The 17,135-nt window shown below is 60.8% G+C and carries 15 protein-coding genes and 2 pseudogenes; 13 read left to right on the top strand and 4 right to left on the bottom strand.

What is annotated here, in order from left to right:
• Positions 1-98 precede the first annotated feature (98 nt).
• Positions 99-1,841 carry a cbb3-type cytochrome c oxidase subunit I gene (locus NO345_RS18890; RefSeq protein ID WP_256301864.1) on the top strand — a complete coding sequence of 581 codons (1,743 nt, stop codon included), beginning with the start codon at positions 99-101 and terminating at the stop codon, positions 1,839-1,841.
• A 335-nt stretch (positions 1,842-2,176) separates the two neighbouring features.
• Here the strand turns inward: NO345_RS18890 and NO345_RS18885 are convergent, their stop codons facing one another.
• The 4 genes and pseudogenes from NO345_RS18885 to NO345_RS18870 form a co-directional block, all read right to left on the bottom strand.
• Entirely contained in the window at positions 2,177-2,797 is a 621-nt protein-coding gene (locus NO345_RS18885; protein ID WP_256301862.1) for a DUF7998 family protein, read from the bottom strand.
• A gap of 80 nt (positions 2,798-2,877) precedes the next feature.
• Positions 2,878-3,237: pseudogene (locus NO345_RS18880) on the bottom strand (phage integrase SAM-like domain-containing protein); the annotation flags it as partial.
• Between the two features lie 340 nt (positions 3,238-3,577).
• Positions 3,578-3,843: pseudogene (locus NO345_RS18875) on the bottom strand (transposase); the annotation flags it as partial.
• A gap of 477 nt (positions 3,844-4,320) precedes the next feature.
• Positions 4,321-4,506, bottom strand: a complete 186-nt coding sequence (locus tag NO345_RS18870; RefSeq protein ID WP_256301860.1) for a hypothetical protein — start codon at positions 4,504-4,506, stop codon at positions 4,321-4,323.
• A 430-nt stretch (positions 4,507-4,936) separates the two neighbouring features.
• On the opposite strand from NO345_RS18870, the gene NO345_RS18865 reads away from it, so the two are divergent.
• The 12 genes from NO345_RS18865 (at position 4,937) to NO345_RS18810 (ending at position 17,093) form a co-directional block, all read left to right on the top strand.
• Positions 4,937-5,782 carry a M14 family metallopeptidase gene (locus tag NO345_RS18865; protein WP_256301858.1) on the top strand — a complete coding sequence of 282 codons (846 nt, stop codon included), beginning with the start codon at positions 4,937-4,939 and terminating at the stop codon, positions 5,780-5,782.
• A 482-nt stretch (positions 5,783-6,264) separates the two neighbouring features.
• Positions 6,265-7,236 carry a PrsW family intramembrane metalloprotease gene (locus tag NO345_RS18860; RefSeq protein WP_256301856.1) on the top strand — a complete coding sequence of 324 codons (972 nt, stop codon included), beginning with the start codon at positions 6,265-6,267 and terminating at the stop codon, positions 7,234-7,236.
• Positions 7,233-7,697, top strand: a complete 465-nt coding sequence (locus tag NO345_RS18855; RefSeq protein ID WP_256301854.1) for an FxLYD domain-containing protein — start codon at positions 7,233-7,235, stop codon at positions 7,695-7,697. Before NO345_RS18860 ends, NO345_RS18855 begins: the two co-directional genes overlap by 4 nt.
• Before the next feature lie 348 nt (positions 7,698-8,045).
• On the top strand, positions 8,046-9,059 hold the full coding sequence (locus NO345_RS18850) for an AI-2E family transporter (RefSeq protein ID WP_256301853.1): 1,014 nt from the start codon (positions 8,046-8,048) through the stop codon (positions 9,057-9,059).
• Between the two features lie 308 nt (positions 9,060-9,367).
• Positions 9,368-10,468 carry a glutamate--cysteine ligase family protein gene (locus NO345_RS18845; RefSeq protein WP_256301851.1) on the top strand — a complete coding sequence of 367 codons (1,101 nt, stop codon included), beginning with the start codon at positions 9,368-9,370 and terminating at the stop codon, positions 10,466-10,468.
• A 588-nt stretch (positions 10,469-11,056) separates the two neighbouring features.
• Positions 11,057-11,263 (top strand): Sp36 family protein, encoded by a 207-nt coding sequence (sp36, locus tag NO345_RS18840; RefSeq protein ID WP_256301849.1) that lies wholly within the window; start codon positions 11,057-11,059, stop codon positions 11,261-11,263.
• Entirely contained in the window at positions 11,260-12,276 is a 1,017-nt protein-coding gene (locus tag NO345_RS18835; protein ID WP_256301847.1) for a DUF7972 family membrane protein, read from the top strand. Before sp36 ends, NO345_RS18835 begins: the two co-directional genes overlap by 4 nt.
• A gap of 236 nt (positions 12,277-12,512) precedes the next feature.
• Entirely contained in the window at positions 12,513-12,710 is a 198-nt protein-coding gene (locus tag NO345_RS18830; protein ID WP_256301845.1) for a DUF4177 domain-containing protein, read from the top strand.
• Positions 12,703-13,698 (top strand): DUF7972 family membrane protein, encoded by a 996-nt coding sequence (locus tag NO345_RS18825; RefSeq protein ID WP_256301844.1) that lies wholly within the window; start codon positions 12,703-12,705, stop codon positions 13,696-13,698. Before NO345_RS18830 ends, NO345_RS18825 begins: the two co-directional genes overlap by 8 nt.
• Positions 13,699-13,850: 152 nt before the next feature.
• Positions 13,851-14,600, top strand: coding sequence for a GNAT family N-acetyltransferase (locus tag NO345_RS18820; RefSeq protein ID WP_256301843.1), 750 nt, complete (start codon positions 13,851-13,853; stop codon positions 14,598-14,600).
• Positions 14,601-14,630: 30 nt separating this feature from the next.
• The gene (locus tag NO345_RS18815; RefSeq protein ID WP_256301842.1) at positions 14,631-15,920 is read left to right on the top strand and encodes a zinc metalloprotease; all 1,290 of its coding nucleotides are present in this window, start codon (positions 14,631-14,633) and stop codon (positions 15,918-15,920) included.
• Between the two features lie 174 nt (positions 15,921-16,094).
• Positions 16,095-17,093: a DUF7972 family membrane protein gene (locus NO345_RS18810; RefSeq protein WP_256301840.1), complete on the top strand. Its 999-nt coding sequence runs from the start codon at positions 16,095-16,097 to the stop codon at positions 17,091-17,093.
• The last annotated feature ends 42 nt before the right edge of the window (positions 17,094-17,135 follow it).

Raw genomic sequence — 17,135 nt, 5'->3', positions numbered from 1 at the left:
TCGGTTTCTGACTGGTACTGTTGAACCCATCCGGTGGGGGCTCGTCGCGAACATATTCCCGACAACGGCCTTGGGTATCTGTCGGAAACGGGCCTCCAATGGCATACGGAAGTGAACTCCTTCTCACGGTTGTCACAGCCGTCATACTGTTTGGGGCCCTCGGCGTCATCTCGCGGCGCGCAAACTGGCAGTCGTACGCGCTGGCCGGCGGTGTATACGGGACCGACGGTGAGGAGCCCACACACGTGGAGAAACCGGATGGGCTCGTCCGCTGGCTGACGACGGTGGACCACAAGGATATCGGGCTCCTGTACGGACTGTTCGCTGTGCTGTCGTTCGCCTGGGGCGGGATTGCAGTGCTGCTGATGCGGGTCGAACTCCTCACCCCACCGGTCGACGTCCTCAGCTACGGTCTCTACAACGCACTCCTGACCAGCCATGGCGTGACGATGCTGTTCCTGTTCGGGACCCCGATCCTCGCTGCGTTCTCGAACTACCTCCTGCCGCTGCTCATCGGGGCAGACGACATGGCTTTCCCGCGGATCAACGCCATCGCGTTCTGGTTGCTGCCGCCCGGTGCCCTGCTCATCTGGGGCGGTCTACTGATGGGCCCGTTCATCGAGGGAATCGAGGGTGCCCAGACTGCCTGGACGATGTATGCCCCCCTGTCCATCGAGCAGTCGAACCCTGGTGTCGACCTGATGGCGCTTGGACTCCACCTGACCGGTGTGAGCGCGACGATGGGGGCGATCAACTTCATCGCGACCATCTTCACGGAGCGGGACGAGGAGACGGGCTGGGCGACGCTCGACATGTTCTCGTGGACGGTGCTCGTCCAGTCCGCACAGATCCTCTTCGCGTTCCCACTGCTCGGGAGCGCGCTGGTCATGCTCCTGCTCGACCGGAACGTCGGGACGACCTTCTTCACCGTCGAGGGTGGTTCACCGATCCTCTGGCAGCACCTGTTCTGGTTCTTCGGACACCCGGAGGTGTACATCCTCGTCCTCCCACCGATGGGGCTCGTCAGCTACATCCTGCCGAAGTTCACGGGCCGGAAGCTGTTCGGGTTCAAATTCGTCGTCTACTCTACGCTCGCGCTCGGCGTGCTCAGCTTCGGCGTCTGGGCCCACCACATGTTCGCGAGCGGCATCGACCCGCGACTGCGGGCGTCGTTCATGGCCGTCTCGATCGCTATTGCGGTGCCCTCGGCGGTGAAGACGTTCAACTGGATCGCGACGATGTGGAACGGGAAGATCCGGCTTCGGGCACCGATGCTGTTCTGTATCGGGTTCATCGCGAACTTCATCATCGGCGGGGTGACCGGCGTGTTCGAGGCGTCCATCCCCGTCGACCTCGTCCTCCACGACACCTACCACGTCGTCGCGCACTTCCACTACGTCATCATGGGCGGCATCGCCTTCGCCGTCTTCGCAGCCGTCTACTACTGGTTCCCCCTGTTCACGGGGCGATGGTACCAGCGTCGGCTCGCGGCCATCCACTTCTGGCTCAGTATGGTTGGGACGAACCTCACGTTCTTCCCGATGGTGATGCTCGGCTACGGTGGAATGCCCCGCCGCTACGCCGCCTACGACGTGACGGTAGGACCGCTCTCGTACTTCACCGATCTCCACATGCTCGCGACGGTGGGCGCGTTCGTCCTCGCGGTCGGCCAGATCATCTTCGTCTGGAATCTCGTCGTCTCGTGGCTCGAGGGACCCCGTGTAACGACTGGCGATCCATGGAACATCGAAGCGGAGGACTCGGTCGGCCGGGAGTGGCAGTGGTTCGCGGAGCAACGGATCCCCGCCATCCTGGACGGTGGGGAGGAAGGCGATGACTGAGCGGCTAGTCCGTCGCGCTGGCACCGGCCTCGCATCGAACTCCCGCGTCTTCGTATAGGTCGGCACTCATGAAACCAGCTTCGCGACCTGTCGTCCAATACACGTCCCTGCTATGTTCTGCTGAATTCGCCACGCGAAGCGACAGCCATCGGAGTCCTGCCCCATCTGACGGCACTGATCGATCCCAACTGCGGGACGGGAAGCCTCGCCGTATACGGTGAGGAGGAGGTCACACCTAGCCGTCGGTACCATCGCACTTCTCGTGAGGATGTCCAGGTGGTTCCCGGCGTCGTGCAACTGGACTCGATGTGGGGACCGCTACACTCGCCTCCGTCTCAGAACGGTGCCTGGGGACCGCGACTGGTCCCCTCTTCCTTCATCGCGCGCTCCATCGGGTTCGAGCCGACCTCGCGGGCTTCGGTCGGTGCTGCTTCGGGGTCGCCCTCCTCGAGGAACGTCGTTTCGAGTTCCACGAGCTGTTCGTTGATCGTTTCACTCTGGTGGTGCATTGGCGCTGCCCTGACGCGAACGAGGTCGTACTCGTGACGATCCGACAGGCCGTTCCAGGCCCTGAACGATCCGATTGTCAGGGTGTGCGTCTGCGGACAGAACGGTGTCGTGGGGGTGAATTCGGCTCGCAGTACGGTCTCGATGTCGTCGGCGTCGATGGCGTCGTCGGCATCGGACGACTCCACCGCATACCGATAGCCTGCGCCGGGATGGCGTGTATCGAGGTTCAACCGTGCGAGGTTGTAGTTGAACGTCATATCGTACACCTTCCGCTCCTCGAAGAGTTCATGCGTCAATCTGTGGAACATGACGTGGTCCGACCCGGCGAGGACGTCTTGCCCGTCGAGAAACGGCCCTGGCGTCGGGACGTTATCGGGGACGAACTCATCGTCGGAATCAAAGAGACCGCCGTCCTCGCCTCCGAACGGAGATGGGAACCCGGGCATAGATCATCGTATGGCCTCGAGTCGCATGGGTGGTCCTCCGAACATATTCAAGGAAGCGTGGTTCGGACAGGGAATCCGAAGTAATGTGCCTCGAGATAGCCCTCGTTGACACACCACCCGCACCACGCAGAGATATAGCAGAAATAGGTTTGTACCGTGTTCTGCTTGAGTCCTTGATATCCACCGAGATGCCGGGTGTACTCCCGGAACACGTGTTCATCGAGGTCGTCGAAGGTCGGCTCGCTGTCGACGTCGTCGGGGAAGATCGCGGTCCAGTCGTCGGCGCCGCGGTCGCCGGCGGCCCACTTGACGAACCGCTCGAGCTCGTGTGCAGCGTTTCGTCGGTAGTTCCCGCCATCGCCACTGCGGCCTTTCCCCTTGTCCTGGGGGTAGCGCTCGAAGCTGTCGTCGAGTGGCGTCGAAAGCGGTCGGTCGGGCATCCACCGGCTGTCCACCGTTCTTCGGCCCCGGTCTCGGTGCCTCTACCCCCCGGGGAAGCGCCGTTGTGAGGCGCTTGCAGCATTCGCGCTTCCTCGACGGCGACGGGGTACTGTAAAGTGGTCGTGATTACTATACTAATCATACCCAATCTACTCTCGATTCTGGAACGCCGATCTCCGCCCTTCTAGAGGGTCTCCCGACCGATTTCTGGCAGATGGAGAATCTATAAATCACATATTACTATATTAAATCGGGTGGCTGTGGGAGGTGGGACTACAGCGGGTATAGGAACCTGTAATGCGTCTTCTCGGACGAACCAGTGAACAGAAACTGCTTCGGATCGGCCGCCAGACAGGCGATCTTGTTGTACTGCTCTGTTTCCGCGATCTCGTTCAGGAGGCTGTTGACTGCCTGTCGGTACATCACACGATTCTCTGACACTTAGGAATCGCGAATCTGGTCGCGATGGGCGTGCCCTAACGGCGTCCGCTCACGTGCCGACTCGTATTGAATCCACGAGCGCACTCGTTGGCAGCGAGGTTCTCACGGAACCCCAGATTCGTCTGCAAGCCCCAGTAAGCGCTCTCGTAAATCTCACACCCGTCGACACAGTCCAGAACAGCTTCCAAGCGGAGACCGAGACACCAGTGAGAGTCCGGCCGGACCAGCTATGGATACCTTCGTGTACCCTTTCTAATTGCTTCGAGTCCCTCTCCAATGTGAAACGGGGAAAGACAGTCAATACTACTGACTGGCGGTGAACTTCTTGCGAATATCATTTGCTGTGATCGCCCCCTGTATAATGTACGAGAGTCTCCGATAACGAGAAGCGATCATTGCTGTTCCGAGGAGGAGTGCAGCGCGGTTCTTGTTCCCCCGCCAGAGTGCGAAGCCGGCCTGCACGAGTATGGATGCGATATTCACTGTCATCCATCGATTCTGTTTCAGTCGTTTCACCGGACTTCTGTTGGCCATCACTCGTATTACGGGCTACGCACGTGTAATCCTGTGGGTCTATAACCGTGGCGCACTGACTGGTCCAACCGTTATCATCTCGACAGAGTGCACCCGCAGCTTCGAGTTTAGAAGAGTTCGTTCCCACCGATAGCGAGCGTACGTCTTTCCACGACAATCCCATTGACTGCACTCACTGCGGTGAGCGTTGCGTTCTGCTTTGTGGGGAGATACATCGTCACACTCCTCTGCCCACTCTCTACCGTCGTCGAGTCGAACGTACTGCGACGTTCGGCGAACACGACGAGTTTCATGACGCCAGTCGTCGTGGTTGCTGCCGGCGTCAACGTCACCGTCGTCGCGACACTCCTGCTGACTCAGAGCTCGGTCACCGAGAGTTGCTCGACCATTGCCGACTCGGTCGTCTCCATCGTGACTGTGGGGCTGAGCGTCAGACAGCCGCTCCCAACAACCAGCCCAACCTGGGCTATCGTCGCAACGACCTGGCGGCGTGAGGGAGTATCAGTCATCAAATGTCTTCTTGGGTGTCAGAGTGCTTGCGCGTTGTACTGCTGGGCGTCCAAGCATCCCACATCCCAATCAGTAAATGTTGCATTTATTGAAACCTCCAGTTTATTATAAAACTGGCGTACAAGATACAGGGCGCGTATTCATCGTTGGCACCGCTTTGAACGATCCAACTGGCGGGGGGACTTTACGCATGTAGAGTCTATTATCGACTACATGTTCGACCAGGATATTGCCCCTGACGTTGTGGAATTCGGCCCGGGCGACGCGGATCTCGCTGTGGTCTGCAACATGCACGGAGACGAACCGACAGGCGCCCGCGCGATCCAGCGTATCCTCAAGCCGTCGCCCGAATTTGAGCGGGCCGTAAAGTTCATCGTCGCGAATCCGCCGGCGTCTATCTTGCATCGCCGCTTTCTCGACGTGGACATGAACAGGGTGTTCCCGGGTGACCCGAAAGCCAACGACCGTGAGCGGCGCCTCGCCGCCCAACTCGTGGCGGAGACGGCCGACTGCGATACCATCTCTTTCCATACGACCCATGCGACCCCCGAGCCGGTCGCATTCGTCTCAGAGGGGAAGCCCCGCGCGCTTGAGATCGTCTCACAGCTCCCGATTGCCTATGTTATCAATGAGACGCCAGTCGTCGACGGAGCGTTCAGTTCGACTGGACCGGTCGTCTCTATCGAGACTGGGAAGGTCCAGCAACCGAACTCGGTCGCGAAAGCCGAGATGCTGATCCAGGCGTTCCTCAACAACGAGGGTGCGGTCTCGGAGGAGCCTCCGATGCATGCTCCTGTGACGAACTACTTCGAGATTTTCGACAAAATCGAGAAGCCGCCCGGGGACGAAACGTACGAACTGCTCGCACGGAACTTCGAGCGAGTTGAGGAGGGAGAAGCATACGCAAAATCGGAGGAGGGGTTTCTCCTCGCCGACGAATCGTTCGTTCCGGTCCTGATGTCGCAGTCGGGATACGGTGAGATATTCGGCTTCCGTGGTCGGAAGGTCGGTGAGTCGGCCGAGGACGCAAAGGAGGCGTGGCTTGATGAAGAGAAGTGACCTGCCACCTGAGTGATGGTGGAATGACCATCCCCGTACCGAATACACCCTCTGAGGGCACCGAAAGAAGCGGGCGAAGGAACAGTTCTCCCTCTAATTCGACGGTAGGGCGCTTGGTACCTTCGTCCTACAAGCCACCGTCAGAAACATGTGCCTATCGTTCACCACCTTACGCACGTGATTTCGGACGTTTGAAGAAGGCCTCGAGCACATATCTAGCTCATCCTACCGTCTACGAGTAATCATTCTGTCGCCAGCGGAGGTTTGTTCTGCCAGCAGCGTTTCCAAAGGTGCGTACAGAGCGTGTAGTTAGTATGAGAACGTCGTTCTGTCACTCCAGGCCTCACAGTTGATTAACTGAGACAAACTGTGGTTTGACGCTCGTCCAGAGTTCATACCTAACTAAGGGTCTGTGAGGCATCGATTGCTAGGTTCATTCTTTACTTCGCTGAAAAAGCGAACCACTTTCTGACAGAAACCACATGCAAGACTCAGAAAAAGATACGGACCCTGTCGAGGCCGCGGACGACGAGCAGGACCTCTACGGGATCGCATCGTGGGAACGGCGGTCACTCCTCGATAGTGCCTCGGTCGCGGTCTACTGGGTGGCGGTTCGGACCGGTCAGGTTCTCCTGGTCCTGCTCGCCCTAGTGATATTCCTCGCCGTCGGTGGACTCAGTATTCTGAGCGATCCCTCACTCGGCGTACTAACGCTCCTCTCCGCCCTGCCCGCGCTGGCATTGGCGGGGTACGTCTGGTACAGTGATGTAACGACCAGCGAACCGCTATCGCTGCTCGCAGCTACCTTCATCCTTGGCGTACTCACCGCGGGGTTCGCTGCCGTTCTCAATAGCTTGCTTCAGCCGGGTTTCGCGGCGCTCGGTGGTATCGGGATGGTGCTGTTTTTCTACATCGTCGTGGGTCCCGTGGAGGAGTCGGTGAAACTGCTCGCTGTACGGCTCTATGCGTACAACGACGCCCGGTTCGCCGCCGTTATCGACGGCGCAGTGTACGGCGCTGTCGCCGGACTGGGGTTCGCTACCATCGAGAACGCCATCTACATCAGTCGGGTCGTCGGAGAGGTCGGCGGGCTGTCTCTGGGTCTGGACCTGATCGGTATCGGCGGTGATATCACTGCGACCCGCGCGTTAGCCGGGCCCGGGCACGTCATCTACTCGTCGTTCGCGGGCTACTACCTCGGGTTGGCGAAGTTCAACCCTGGGAACCGCGGTCCGATAATCGTGAAAGGGCTCATCATCGCCGCGGTGATCCACGCGACCTACAACACCACAGTGGGAATCGGCAGCGGGCTGATCCAGGCCGTGACCGGCCTCCCACAACTTCTCGCCTTCTTCGTCTTTGTGGTACTGTACGTGGGGGGCTTCGGCTACCTGCTTTACCGAAAAATCCAGCAGTATACAGATGCCTACCAGGCCGCGCATCAAATACAATGAAGCGAAGACAATTCATTCAGACGGTAGGTGTTGGAACGGCAACCGTCAGTCTCGCGGGCTGTACCGCCTCCGATGGTGATGAGGCGGATGTCTCGGTAACTCTCGTGCGCAATGCGCCGGAGAATCCAGGCCCCTTCGAAGATCCGGTCGGGACAGTCACACCACAGGAGTCCGAGGAACTCATCATCGACGGGTTCACGTTCCAGCGGGCGGGCCAGAAAGGGCTCGTAGTGGCGGGCGACGCGAGGAACACGGGCGACCGCCCGCTCCAGAACGTAGTGGTCGAGGTGACCCTCCACGATAGGAACGAGAGCGAGGACGAACTGTTGGACTCGGCGAGCGAACAGAGCAGCCACGAGCGCCTCGATACTGGCGAGACGTGGCAGTGGGCTACAACCTTCGACGAGCAGGAGTTCCAGATCGACTACTACGTGGTCAAGGCTACAGCCAGCTATGTATAGAGAAGGGCCTCCTCCCCTGGTTCTCCTGAACGAGGAGACGACGCCAGCCGGCACAGAGCCGACATCCTCCGGCTACAGCCGGGGGGTTCTCGTCTGGGACGCTACTCGATCCGGTGATGGTGGCTCTCCGTCGCTCGCTACGTCACCGGTTGGTCAGAACCGGTATCGCGAGGTCCGAGTGAACGGTGAGGCCCGATGTCTACACCGGCTATTGGCCCACCCTCAATCCGATCGGGTGGTATTCGACAACGGCAGAGAGTGGGAGCAACCACTGACCCCACTAGCGGGTTCCGTCCAGGAGGTTGTTTGAATCGGATGGTGTCTCCGCTGACTGGCCGGCACGATTCGGTGGGCTGGATCCTCGTCGGTGTGGTGATAACGGTGGCGGTAGCGTACGTCCTGTACTCGTTCGTCGGTGCGGTCGTCGTCGGTTTCTTCCTCTACTATGCGACGCGACCGATCTACCGTTGGGTGGACCAACGGAGTGGTCATTCGAACCTCAGTGCGATACTCACGCTCCTGACCGTCGGGTTGCCGGTTCTCATCATCCTGGCGTATGCGGTATTCGTCGGGGTTCACGAGGTCGACCGGCTGTTCGCGGTCACGGATCTCGAACAGTTCAGGACGGTGCTGGAGCCCTATCTCGACCTCGTTCCGGGGGCTGACGGACGAGGGGTCCTCGATATCCTCCGTACCAACGCCTCCACGGTGCAGGGGATCGGTGCTGCGGCTGTGGCCTGGTTACTGCGTCTGTTCGTCATCTTCACGCTCGCGTTCTACCTCTTGCGTGACGATTACAAGATAGCCCGCTGGTTCCGGCGGAGCTTCGAGAACCAGCCCGCCGCCGTGACCTTCATGGAGGATGTGGATGACGACCTGACGACGATCTATACGGGGAACCTCATCACGATCGTGGCGACCGGTCTCATCGCCGTCGGTGTCTTCTACGGCCTGGCTGTCGCCGCTCCGCCCGAGATGGGCGTCCGATTCCCGATCCTCCTGGGGCTCCTGACCGGTGTGGCCACCCTCATTCCGGCCATCGGTACGAAACTCATCTACTTCCCCTACACCGGCTTTCTCGTCTGGCAAAGTGTGGCAGGTGACGGGGGCCCCCTCTGGTTCCCGGTGGTTTTCTTCCTGGTGACGCTGGTAATGGTCGACATCATCCCCGACATGTTCATCCGGTCGTACGTCTCGAAGGGCGAACTCAACATGGGACTGATGCTCATGACGTACGTGCTCGGTGCAGTGGCATTCGGCTGGTACGGGATATTCCTCGCCCCCGTCGTACTGGTCGTCTTCATCCACTTTTACCGAGATATCTTCCCGGTCCTCCTCGGATCGGACGCTTCGACCGCCTGAATGGACGTGGTCCGCCGGACGACCCCGGTCTCGAACCGCTGTTCGTGGAATACTTTACACACCACTCGCATGCTGGCAGTCAGAACCGGGCGCAGTCGCCCGGTTCCGACCGACCTCTCGCGAGCCGGTGTGCAATGAGTTTCAATGGCGACTATCGTGTACCGATCGCGTTATTCGCTTAATCAAAAACACGGTGTGTGAGCAACAGTCCCAGTCTGTGTGAATATGTCACATCTAGATAAGGCCAGCGACTATTCTTTCGTCTCATGGGTGCCAACGAGGCGACCCAGGCGGCGAGGAGGTAATTCATGTACACACTACGCATTGGTGTCGAACTGGAACTGTGGGTCGTCGACGAGGCGGGACGACTGTGTGACGGGACGGACATAACCGAAGCACACCGGCAGATAGAGCCCGAGTTCATCGACCCGCTCATCGAGGTGAAGACGGAACCGCACACGAGCGAACGTGGCCTGCGACGCGATCTTCAGTCGACGCTTCAGACGGCGGTCCTGGCCGCGGAGCGCGCCAGTAAACGCCTCGTTCCGCTCGGTACGCCGTTGACCACGTCGGACGCCCCGGCGAACTGCGAGCGTGGCCGCGCCTTCGAGACCATCTACGGCAGCGGCGTCCAAAGCGCGAAAAACTGCGCCGGAACGCACATCCACTTCGAGCAGGAGAACGTCCTCGACCAGCTCAACCTCCTGACTGCGCTTGACCCGGCACTCGCGCTGGTGAGTTCCTCGGCCTACTACACCGGGATACGCGGACCAAACTCGGCGCGCGCACTCGTATACCGGACGGTCTGTGGAGACGAGTTCCGCTGTTACACCGACCTGTGGGACTACGCGGACAGCCTCGCGGAGTGGCGCGATCGCGTCGACGAGAAGTACGACCGGTTCAAGCAGCTGGCTGCCGAAAGAGGTGTGTCCCCCGAGACGGTCGAGGAACTGTTCACGCCCGAGGATACGGTGTTGAACCCAGTCCGGCTTCGAGAGTGCCAGCCGACTGTCGAGTGGCGGGCCCCGGACGCCACGCTCCCCAGCCAGATTATCCGACTCGCGACCGACGTCGAGAACCTCGTCTCGCACACACAGACGGCTTCGGTCGAGTACGGAACGCCGACGATCGAGAGGGACCGTATCCGGATCCCGGAGTTCGAGGCTCTCCGTGAACTGAGCCGAGAAGCGATCGAATCCGGGCTCGAATCCCCGGACGTCGATTCGTATCTCCGGGATCTGGGCTTCGATACCGCGGCGTACGAGCCACTCTCGTCCAGCCTCTCCGGGCCGCAAAAGCTCAGCGACTCGGAGGCGCGAACGCGACGGTTGCAACAGGCCGGTCGACTGAAAGCGGACGTCCAGAAGCTGGCCGACAGGGAACCGGGGTATTCGATGTCTCCGGCCTGAGACGACAGCCGTCGCGGGGACACCGGCCAGCTCGTAGTCGCGGCGACGGTGGCCGGGCCGCCGGGATATCACTTTCTCGCGCTGCCGTCCGAGTGTCGAGACTGACGAGGAGATTCGGTTCTTCTTCGTTGACGGTGGCCGGAACCCGACCAGCTTCTGTGATGCCATCGAGAACGTCCGGTCGCGCCTCTACTGGGATGGCGACGTGCTGTCGCGTCCGGCGCGATTCATCGCGACGACGTCCGTCCCGCCCGGGACGGCGACGATTGCGCACATGGATGCGCCCATCCGGAATCGGTGGAACTGGTCGGCCACGTCGCATCACGTACGATCAAGCGTGGTGCGCTCGGAGGGATCGACGTCGCTGGTGACTCTCATCCGCTCTACGGGGAGGAAGAAACTCATCGACGCTCGATAGGCACACCTCACTAACGACTGTTTCGTCGTTGATATGAAGGACCACCGTCTGCTGTCTTCACCACGACCGCTGGAACCTGTCACCGATTGAGGGTTTCAACAGGGTCGAGATATCCGCTCCACCCCGGTAGTCGAGCGGGGTATAGAAGGCTGCAGTCCCTACTAGTCGTGATGTCCGAATCAGAAACGACCCGCTGGGAGTACCAGACGCTTCGCCCGCCACGCGATGAGACCCAAAAAGAAGCAGAGGACCCGAAAGCGGAGCTGAACCAATTCGGTGCGGAGGGCTGGGAGTTTGTGGAGACAATCGACTACGAGGGAGGCGGCACGAAGTACCTCGTATTCAAGCGACCTGCCCGGTCAGGTGAGCCAGTATGACTGACGAGACCGACATCAGTACGGCCAACACGATGCGTGAGCGCACTGGGGGGAGTCGGATAAGACTCTGGGTGCTGCTTCGCGCGAACCGCCTTCTCGTCTCCAGTGTCCTGACCTGTGCCGTGTTCGTCGTGTTCGTTATCGCCGTTACTGTCCTCCATCCACCGTTTTCACTGCAGATCGAGTCCGGCGACATGATCGACACGATGTTCTCGACGATGATCACGGTCATCGTGACTGGGACGACGCTCGTCGTCACGATCGGTCAGCTCGTCCTCACTCAGGAGAACGGCCCGCTCGGCGACCAACGCGAGCGCATGGCCAGTTCGATGGATTTCCGGGACTTCACCGAAGAATTGATCGGGGCTCCGAGTCCTGCCGATCCATCCGAATTCCTCAGGCAGATCATCGGGGTCACGGCACAACGAGCCACGGCTCTTCGAGAGTCTATTGGCGAGAACGCTGATGAGGACCTCCGAGATGAGGTCGATGAATTCACTGAGAGCGTCACTGGGAACGCTGGCGCGGTACGTGACCAACTCGACGGAGCGCAGTTCGGCACGTTCGATGTGTTATTCGCCGCACTGAATTTCAACTATAGCTGGAAAATCTTCCAAGTTGAACGGCTCGCCCACGAATACGAAGAGAGCCTCACCGAGGAAGAACACGGCTTGCTAGACGACCTCAAAACAGCGCTGTCCCTTTTTGGCCCGGCGCGGGAACACATCAAGACGCTGTACTTCCAGTGGGCACTCATCAGCCTGTCTCAGATGATCCTCTATGCTGCAGTCCCGGCAGTGGCCGTTGCGGGTATCATGGTTGCGATCGTCGATGCGGGGACGTTCCCGGGAAGCACACTCGGTTTCGATCACATCATCCTCGTCGTGGGCGGTGCGTTTGCGGTGACGCTCGTTCCATTCATGCTGTTCGTCTCGTACGTCCTTCGCATCCTCACCATCGCGAAACGGACACTCGCCATCGAGCCGCTGCTCCTCCGCGGATCCCAGCGCTGAGGCGTTACAGTTCCGCCTGGCTCCCGTCTGGGATTCCAATCTATTGTTCCCGACCCGGGTCTCGAACACCAGAGCCGACTCGGGTGGGAATCGGTGGTCCCATCGGAGAGTCTGTTTCGTGAGTAATTCGAACTGCCAGATGCACGAAGCACGAGCACACCGCTCCGTTCTCAATCAGTACACGGCGAGAAGCGGCTCGTCAGCAGAGTCATCACCCTGAGAGACGAATACGAATCATGGGAACCGAAATGCACCAGCAATGGGAGTACAAGACGCTCGAACCGCCGAAGGGCCTGACCAAGCGGGAGACGGTCGATCCGACGGACGAACTCAACCGGCTCGGTGCAGCGGGCTGGGAACTCACAGGGACTATCAGCTACGACGGTGGCGGCACGAAACTACTGCTGTTCAAACGCCCAGTCTCTCATGAGTGACTTCTCGACGGACAGCACGCTACGTGAACGGACGGACGTCAACAAGTACTGGTTCTGGTTGCTGCTCGGGGCTAACCGGTGGGTCGTCGCTGGCGCGCTCGCGTTCCTGATCTTCCTCGTGTTCATGATCTGGGGCGTGCTGAAGCCGGTGTCGTTGCTCTCTACCATGCAGTCGAGCGACATGATTGAGACGGTGTTCGCCGGTCTCGTCGGCGCGATCATCACCGGAACGACGCTCGTCGTCACGATCAATCAGCTCGTCCTCTCCCAGGAAATCGGCTCCCTCGGCGAACAACGCGGTCGGATGGACGTGACGATGGACTTCCGCCAGAACACCGACAGCCTCCTCGGGACGACGACGCCCGCCGACCCTGCGGACTACCTCGACGCACTCATCGAAACGAGCGAACAGCGAGCGAAGATACTGCGAGACACCGTCTCCGAAACTGGAAACCAGGAGCTCTACAGGAAGGTGGACGAGTACGTCACCGACCTGTTGGAGAACGCAGACCACGCACGCGGCCACCTCGAAGACACGGATTTCGGTACCTTCGACGTCGTCTCTCCCGCACTCGACTACAGCTACGACCGGAAGATGCACGACGTTCGCCGGCTGGGGATGGCGTACGAGGACTCCCTCACCGACGCGGAACGGACCGCGTTCAGGGATCTGCTCGAGGCACTTACGATGTACGGGGTGGTCCGCGAGTACGTCAAGGACCTCTACATCCAGTGGGCACTGGTGAAACTCTCACGAGCCATCCTGTACGCCGCAGTTATCGCGTTCACCGTCGCTGGGGGGATGGTCGTCTTCGTCGACGCGACGACGTTCACCGGCACGTTCCTCGGCATCGAGAGCATTCTCTGGGTCGTTAGCGCTGCGTTTGCCGTCTCGACGCTACCATTCCTCCTGTTCGCGGCCTACATCCTGCGGCTCGCGACGCTCGCCAAGCAGACGCTCTCGATGGGACCGCTCATGCTCAGCTGATCGACTCCCACGTTCACACGCGAACTGCGCCGGTCGCCAGCGTCGTTCGGGACGGTGGGTTCCCGGGCGTTCGACGCCACGAGGCACGCTCCGACCACCGTCGACGAACGGACCGGGCGACGACTTATCCCTGTTCGACGATAACATACCGTATGGAGGTTCGCCCAGCGGAGTCCGACGACCGGGAACGTATCAGAGCGATAGCGCGCGACTCCCTGCAATCGTCGTACTCGCTCAGCCCTCAGCAGATCGAGACGATACTCGAACAGGAGTTCGACGATACGTCTCTGGAAGACCTGCTCACCGACCCTGATACGACGGTGCTCGTCGTCGACGAGACGGTCGACGACACAACGACGGTTGCCGGGTTCATCACCGTCGAAGTCGGAACACGAGCGACTATCCGGTGGCTCCACGTAGACCCGGAGTCGCGGGGCAGGGGCATCGCCACGGCACTGATCGATCGCGTTCGCGAGGAGTTCGTCGAGAGGCCGATTGCGGCGTCTGTGCTCGAGGATGCTGTCGAGGGCGGCGAGTTCCTCAAGGGGTTCGGCCTCAAAGAGAGCGGCCACGACCGGATCATGGTCGGCGGGGAGGAGTTCGGTGTCACCATGTTCGCCGAGGGTCAAGGGACGGAGACATCGTCCGAACCCACCGTCGCCGTCCCTGCGTCCGTCACCGTCGACGGGGTCGACCGACCCCTCGACCGCGACGAGAGCATTCCCGGCAGGGAGGCCCCGTTCTTCCCGGTGTACGCTGCGGAGGACGAGGAGGACGCGTACGGCTACTTCTGTTCACAGTGTGGCAGCACGAACGTCTCCGCCGACGGGCAGGACCGACTCGAGTGCGGGGACTGTGGCAACTCTCACCTGGCCGACGAGTGGGACGATGCGTATCTGTGAGTCTGCCCGGCACTAGTAGACATTCAGACGATGACTCACGACATCTCCGACGCCGAACGGAACTCCTCAGGCGGTGGGGCACCTGCGGGCGATGCAGCGGACCAGCCCGACCAGCCGGCTGTGTATGATTGGCGCGACGACGAGGCCGAGTCACGGATTGACGTGGGAGTCCTCGTCGCGCACTCACCTGGTGGAGCTGTCGAGCCGCTCCGGTCGTTCGCCGAGCGGATGGCCCGCGACGGCGTCGACGAGTTGGCGGCAGCCACGGACGCAGCGTGGCGGGTCCATTGTGCGGATCCGGCCCCGCTCACCGACCGTGCTTCCCGACGGCCGTCGGAGTTCCTCGACGAAGCCGCGCTTCACATGACGAAACGCCCGTACGACGTGGTCGTCGTCGTGACCGATGTGCCACTCACCACGCGCGAAGAGCGAACCGTCGAGGGACTGGCTTCCCCGCTCGCCCGCGTCGTCGTCGTCTCGACGCGACGACTCCTGCAGACTCACGACCGTGAGGCGGTCCGGGAGCTCGATTCACCGGCCGTCCGCTGGAACGCTGCGACTCTCCTCGTTCATCTCCTGGGGCACGTGTTCCGTGCGGACCACAATGATGGCGGGGTGATGGCTCCGTTCTCGTTCGACCCGTCCCGACGGAGCGTCCCGCCGTTCGATGCGGACGTCACGGAGCATCTCGACGGGATTGCGAGCCACATCCCCCAGGCGGATGTCTCGCGCGGCCGGCTTCGACGGCTGGCGTTTCACGCGGTGAGCCTCGTGCGGAATCCGGGTATCGTCGCCACGACAATGATACAGAGTCGCGCACCGCTGCTCCCGTTCTCACTACCTCGCCTCTCGACGGCCGCGGTGACGCCGGCTCTGATACTCGTGTTCAGCGCCGAGGCGTGGGACGTCGGGCTGAACCTGACCAACCGTACCGCTGCGCTCTTCGCGATGGGGAGCATCATCGCTGCCGCAGTCCATCTCCTGTACGTTCAGCGTCTGACGTTCCCGCGAGAAGACAGCCAGGTGTTCACCGAACACATGGCACTGGTGAACGTGACCGTGTTTCTCATCCTCGTCGTGGCGATGATGGGGCTCTTCCTCATCGTCGGGTCGATCATGTTCCTGATCGAACTCGCCGTCTTCCCACCGAACCTGATGACGAACTGGCCGAGCCTCGAGGACCCCACCGTCGGACTCGTCGACCTTGTCCGTGTTGGGGCGTTCATCAGTACGCTCGGTGTGCTGTCGGGCTCGCTCGCCGGCGGTGCCGAGAATCGGATGGCGCTCCGGCATCTCGCACTCTTCCGTGACAGGCCCTAGACCTTCGACACCGGCGGGTGAACGGAGGTGCGGCGCGTGACCTGCGACGCCACCACGTACGCAACCATCCTTGGTACACACCCGCAAGATTTTGCGGCTGTGGACCGTACCGTATCGTATGCATTCTCGATTACGGGCAAGTCCCCCCAGCCGTAGCGCTCAGAGGCCGGTATCATGAGTATCGCCGAGAGGTTCAGCCGCTGGCGGGACTGGTTTCCCGTCCCGAGTCGGAGCAGCGGATTCGCACTGAAGCGGTGGATCCTGCTCGAGGGGGACCGGCTGGCAGTGACGGGAGCGTTGCTCACGTTCGTATTCGCGACCTTCATGGGTATCTCCACGGTGTGGACCTTCGAGATGCAGACGCTGCTGACGGACACCTCTACTATCCAGACAATTCTCAACACGTTCCTGAGCGGGATGATCCTCCTGGTCTCCATCGTCGTCTCGATCAACTCGATCGTGCTCTCACACGACATGAGTTCCGTCACCAACCAGGAGGACCGCGTCCAGGGCGCGATCAACTTCCGCCGGGACCTCAGTGAATTGACCACCGCCGGAGAGGACCCGACCGACCCCGGGTCGTTTCTCACGGTCATGTCCAGGATCATCAGCACCCGCGCGGACGCGCTCGCCGACGAGTTGGACGGTGCCGATAAGGAGCTCATCGAGGAGATCGACGAGTACTCGGGGGTGGTCTCGGACGCCGCCAGACAGCTCGGGGCAGTCGATGAGACGTCCGGCGCTGAATTCGCCATCCTCTGGAAGGGACTCGGGTTCGACTACGGCTCACACATCGAGGGGTCCCGGACGATTATTTCCTCCAGCGATACCTCGGCCGAACGCTTCGAGGACCTGATGGATGCGTTCGAACTGTTCGCCATCGGGAAGGAGTACTTCAAAACGCTGTATTACACCAAGGAGGTCTCGAAGCTGTCCCAGACGCTGCTGACTGTCGCGCTCCCTGCCATCCTGTTCAACGCCTCGATGATCATCGCGATCAACGGACAGGTTATCCCGAGTGGGTTGATGTTCGGCATCCCGCTGCTACAGCCGTTCGTGGCGGTGGCGTTCACGGTCTCCATCGCGCCCTACCTCGTGTTGACCGCCTACATGTTCCGGCTCTCCACCGTCGCACGGCTGACCGCGTCGGGTGGAATCTTCTCGCTGGACTAGTCGGCCGTGAGAAAAACCCCCGCTACCAATGCCTATCACACA

Source organism: Haloarchaeobius salinus (assembly GCF_024464185.1).
GTDB lineage: Archaea > Halobacteriota > Halobacteria > Halobacteriales > Natrialbaceae > Haloarchaeobius > Haloarchaeobius salinus.
This window is presented reverse-complemented; position numbering and strand designations above follow the sequence as displayed.

Bases quoted from the DNA above. Each gene is read 5' to 3' on its own strand.
- NO345_RS18865 (WP_256301858.1), top strand. From the start codon at position 4,937: ATGTTCGACCAGGATATTGCCCCTGACGTTGTGGAATTCGGCCCGGGC.
- NO345_RS18825 (WP_256301844.1), top strand. From the start codon at position 12,703: ATGAGTGACTTCTCGACGGACAGCACGCTACGTGAACGGACGGACGTC.
- NO345_RS18870 (WP_256301860.1), bottom strand. From the start codon at position 4,506: ATGAAACTCGTCGTGTTCGCCGAACGTCGCAGTACGTTCGACTCGACG.
- NO345_RS18890 (WP_256301864.1), top strand. From the start codon at position 99: ATGGCATACGGAAGTGAACTCCTTCTCACGGTTGTCACAGCCGTCATA.
- NO345_RS18810 (WP_256301840.1), top strand. From the start codon at position 16,095: ATGAGTATCGCCGAGAGGTTCAGCCGCTGGCGGGACTGGTTTCCCGTC.
- NO345_RS18835 (WP_256301847.1), top strand. From the start codon at position 11,260: ATGACTGACGAGACCGACATCAGTACGGCCAACACGATGCGTGAGCGC.
- NO345_RS18855 (WP_256301854.1), top strand. From the start codon at position 7,233: ATGAAGCGAAGACAATTCATTCAGACGGTAGGTGTTGGAACGGCAACC.
- NO345_RS18820 (WP_256301843.1), top strand. From the start codon at position 13,851: ATGGAGGTTCGCCCAGCGGAGTCCGACGACCGGGAACGTATCAGAGCG.
- NO345_RS18830 (WP_256301845.1), top strand. From the start codon at position 12,513: ATGGGAACCGAAATGCACCAGCAATGGGAGTACAAGACGCTCGAACCG.
- sp36 (WP_256301849.1), top strand. From the start codon at position 11,057: ATGTCCGAATCAGAAACGACCCGCTGGGAGTACCAGACGCTTCGCCCG.
- NO345_RS18845 (WP_256301851.1), top strand. From the start codon at position 9,368: ATGTACACACTACGCATTGGTGTCGAACTGGAACTGTGGGTCGTCGAC.
- NO345_RS18815 (WP_256301842.1), top strand. From the start codon at position 14,631: ATGACTCACGACATCTCCGACGCCGAACGGAACTCCTCAGGCGGTGGG.
- NO345_RS18860 (WP_256301856.1), top strand. From the start codon at position 6,265: ATGCAAGACTCAGAAAAAGATACGGACCCTGTCGAGGCCGCGGACGAC.
- NO345_RS18885 (WP_256301862.1), bottom strand. From the start codon at position 2,797: ATGCCCGGGTTCCCATCTCCGTTCGGAGGCGAGGACGGCGGTCTCTTT.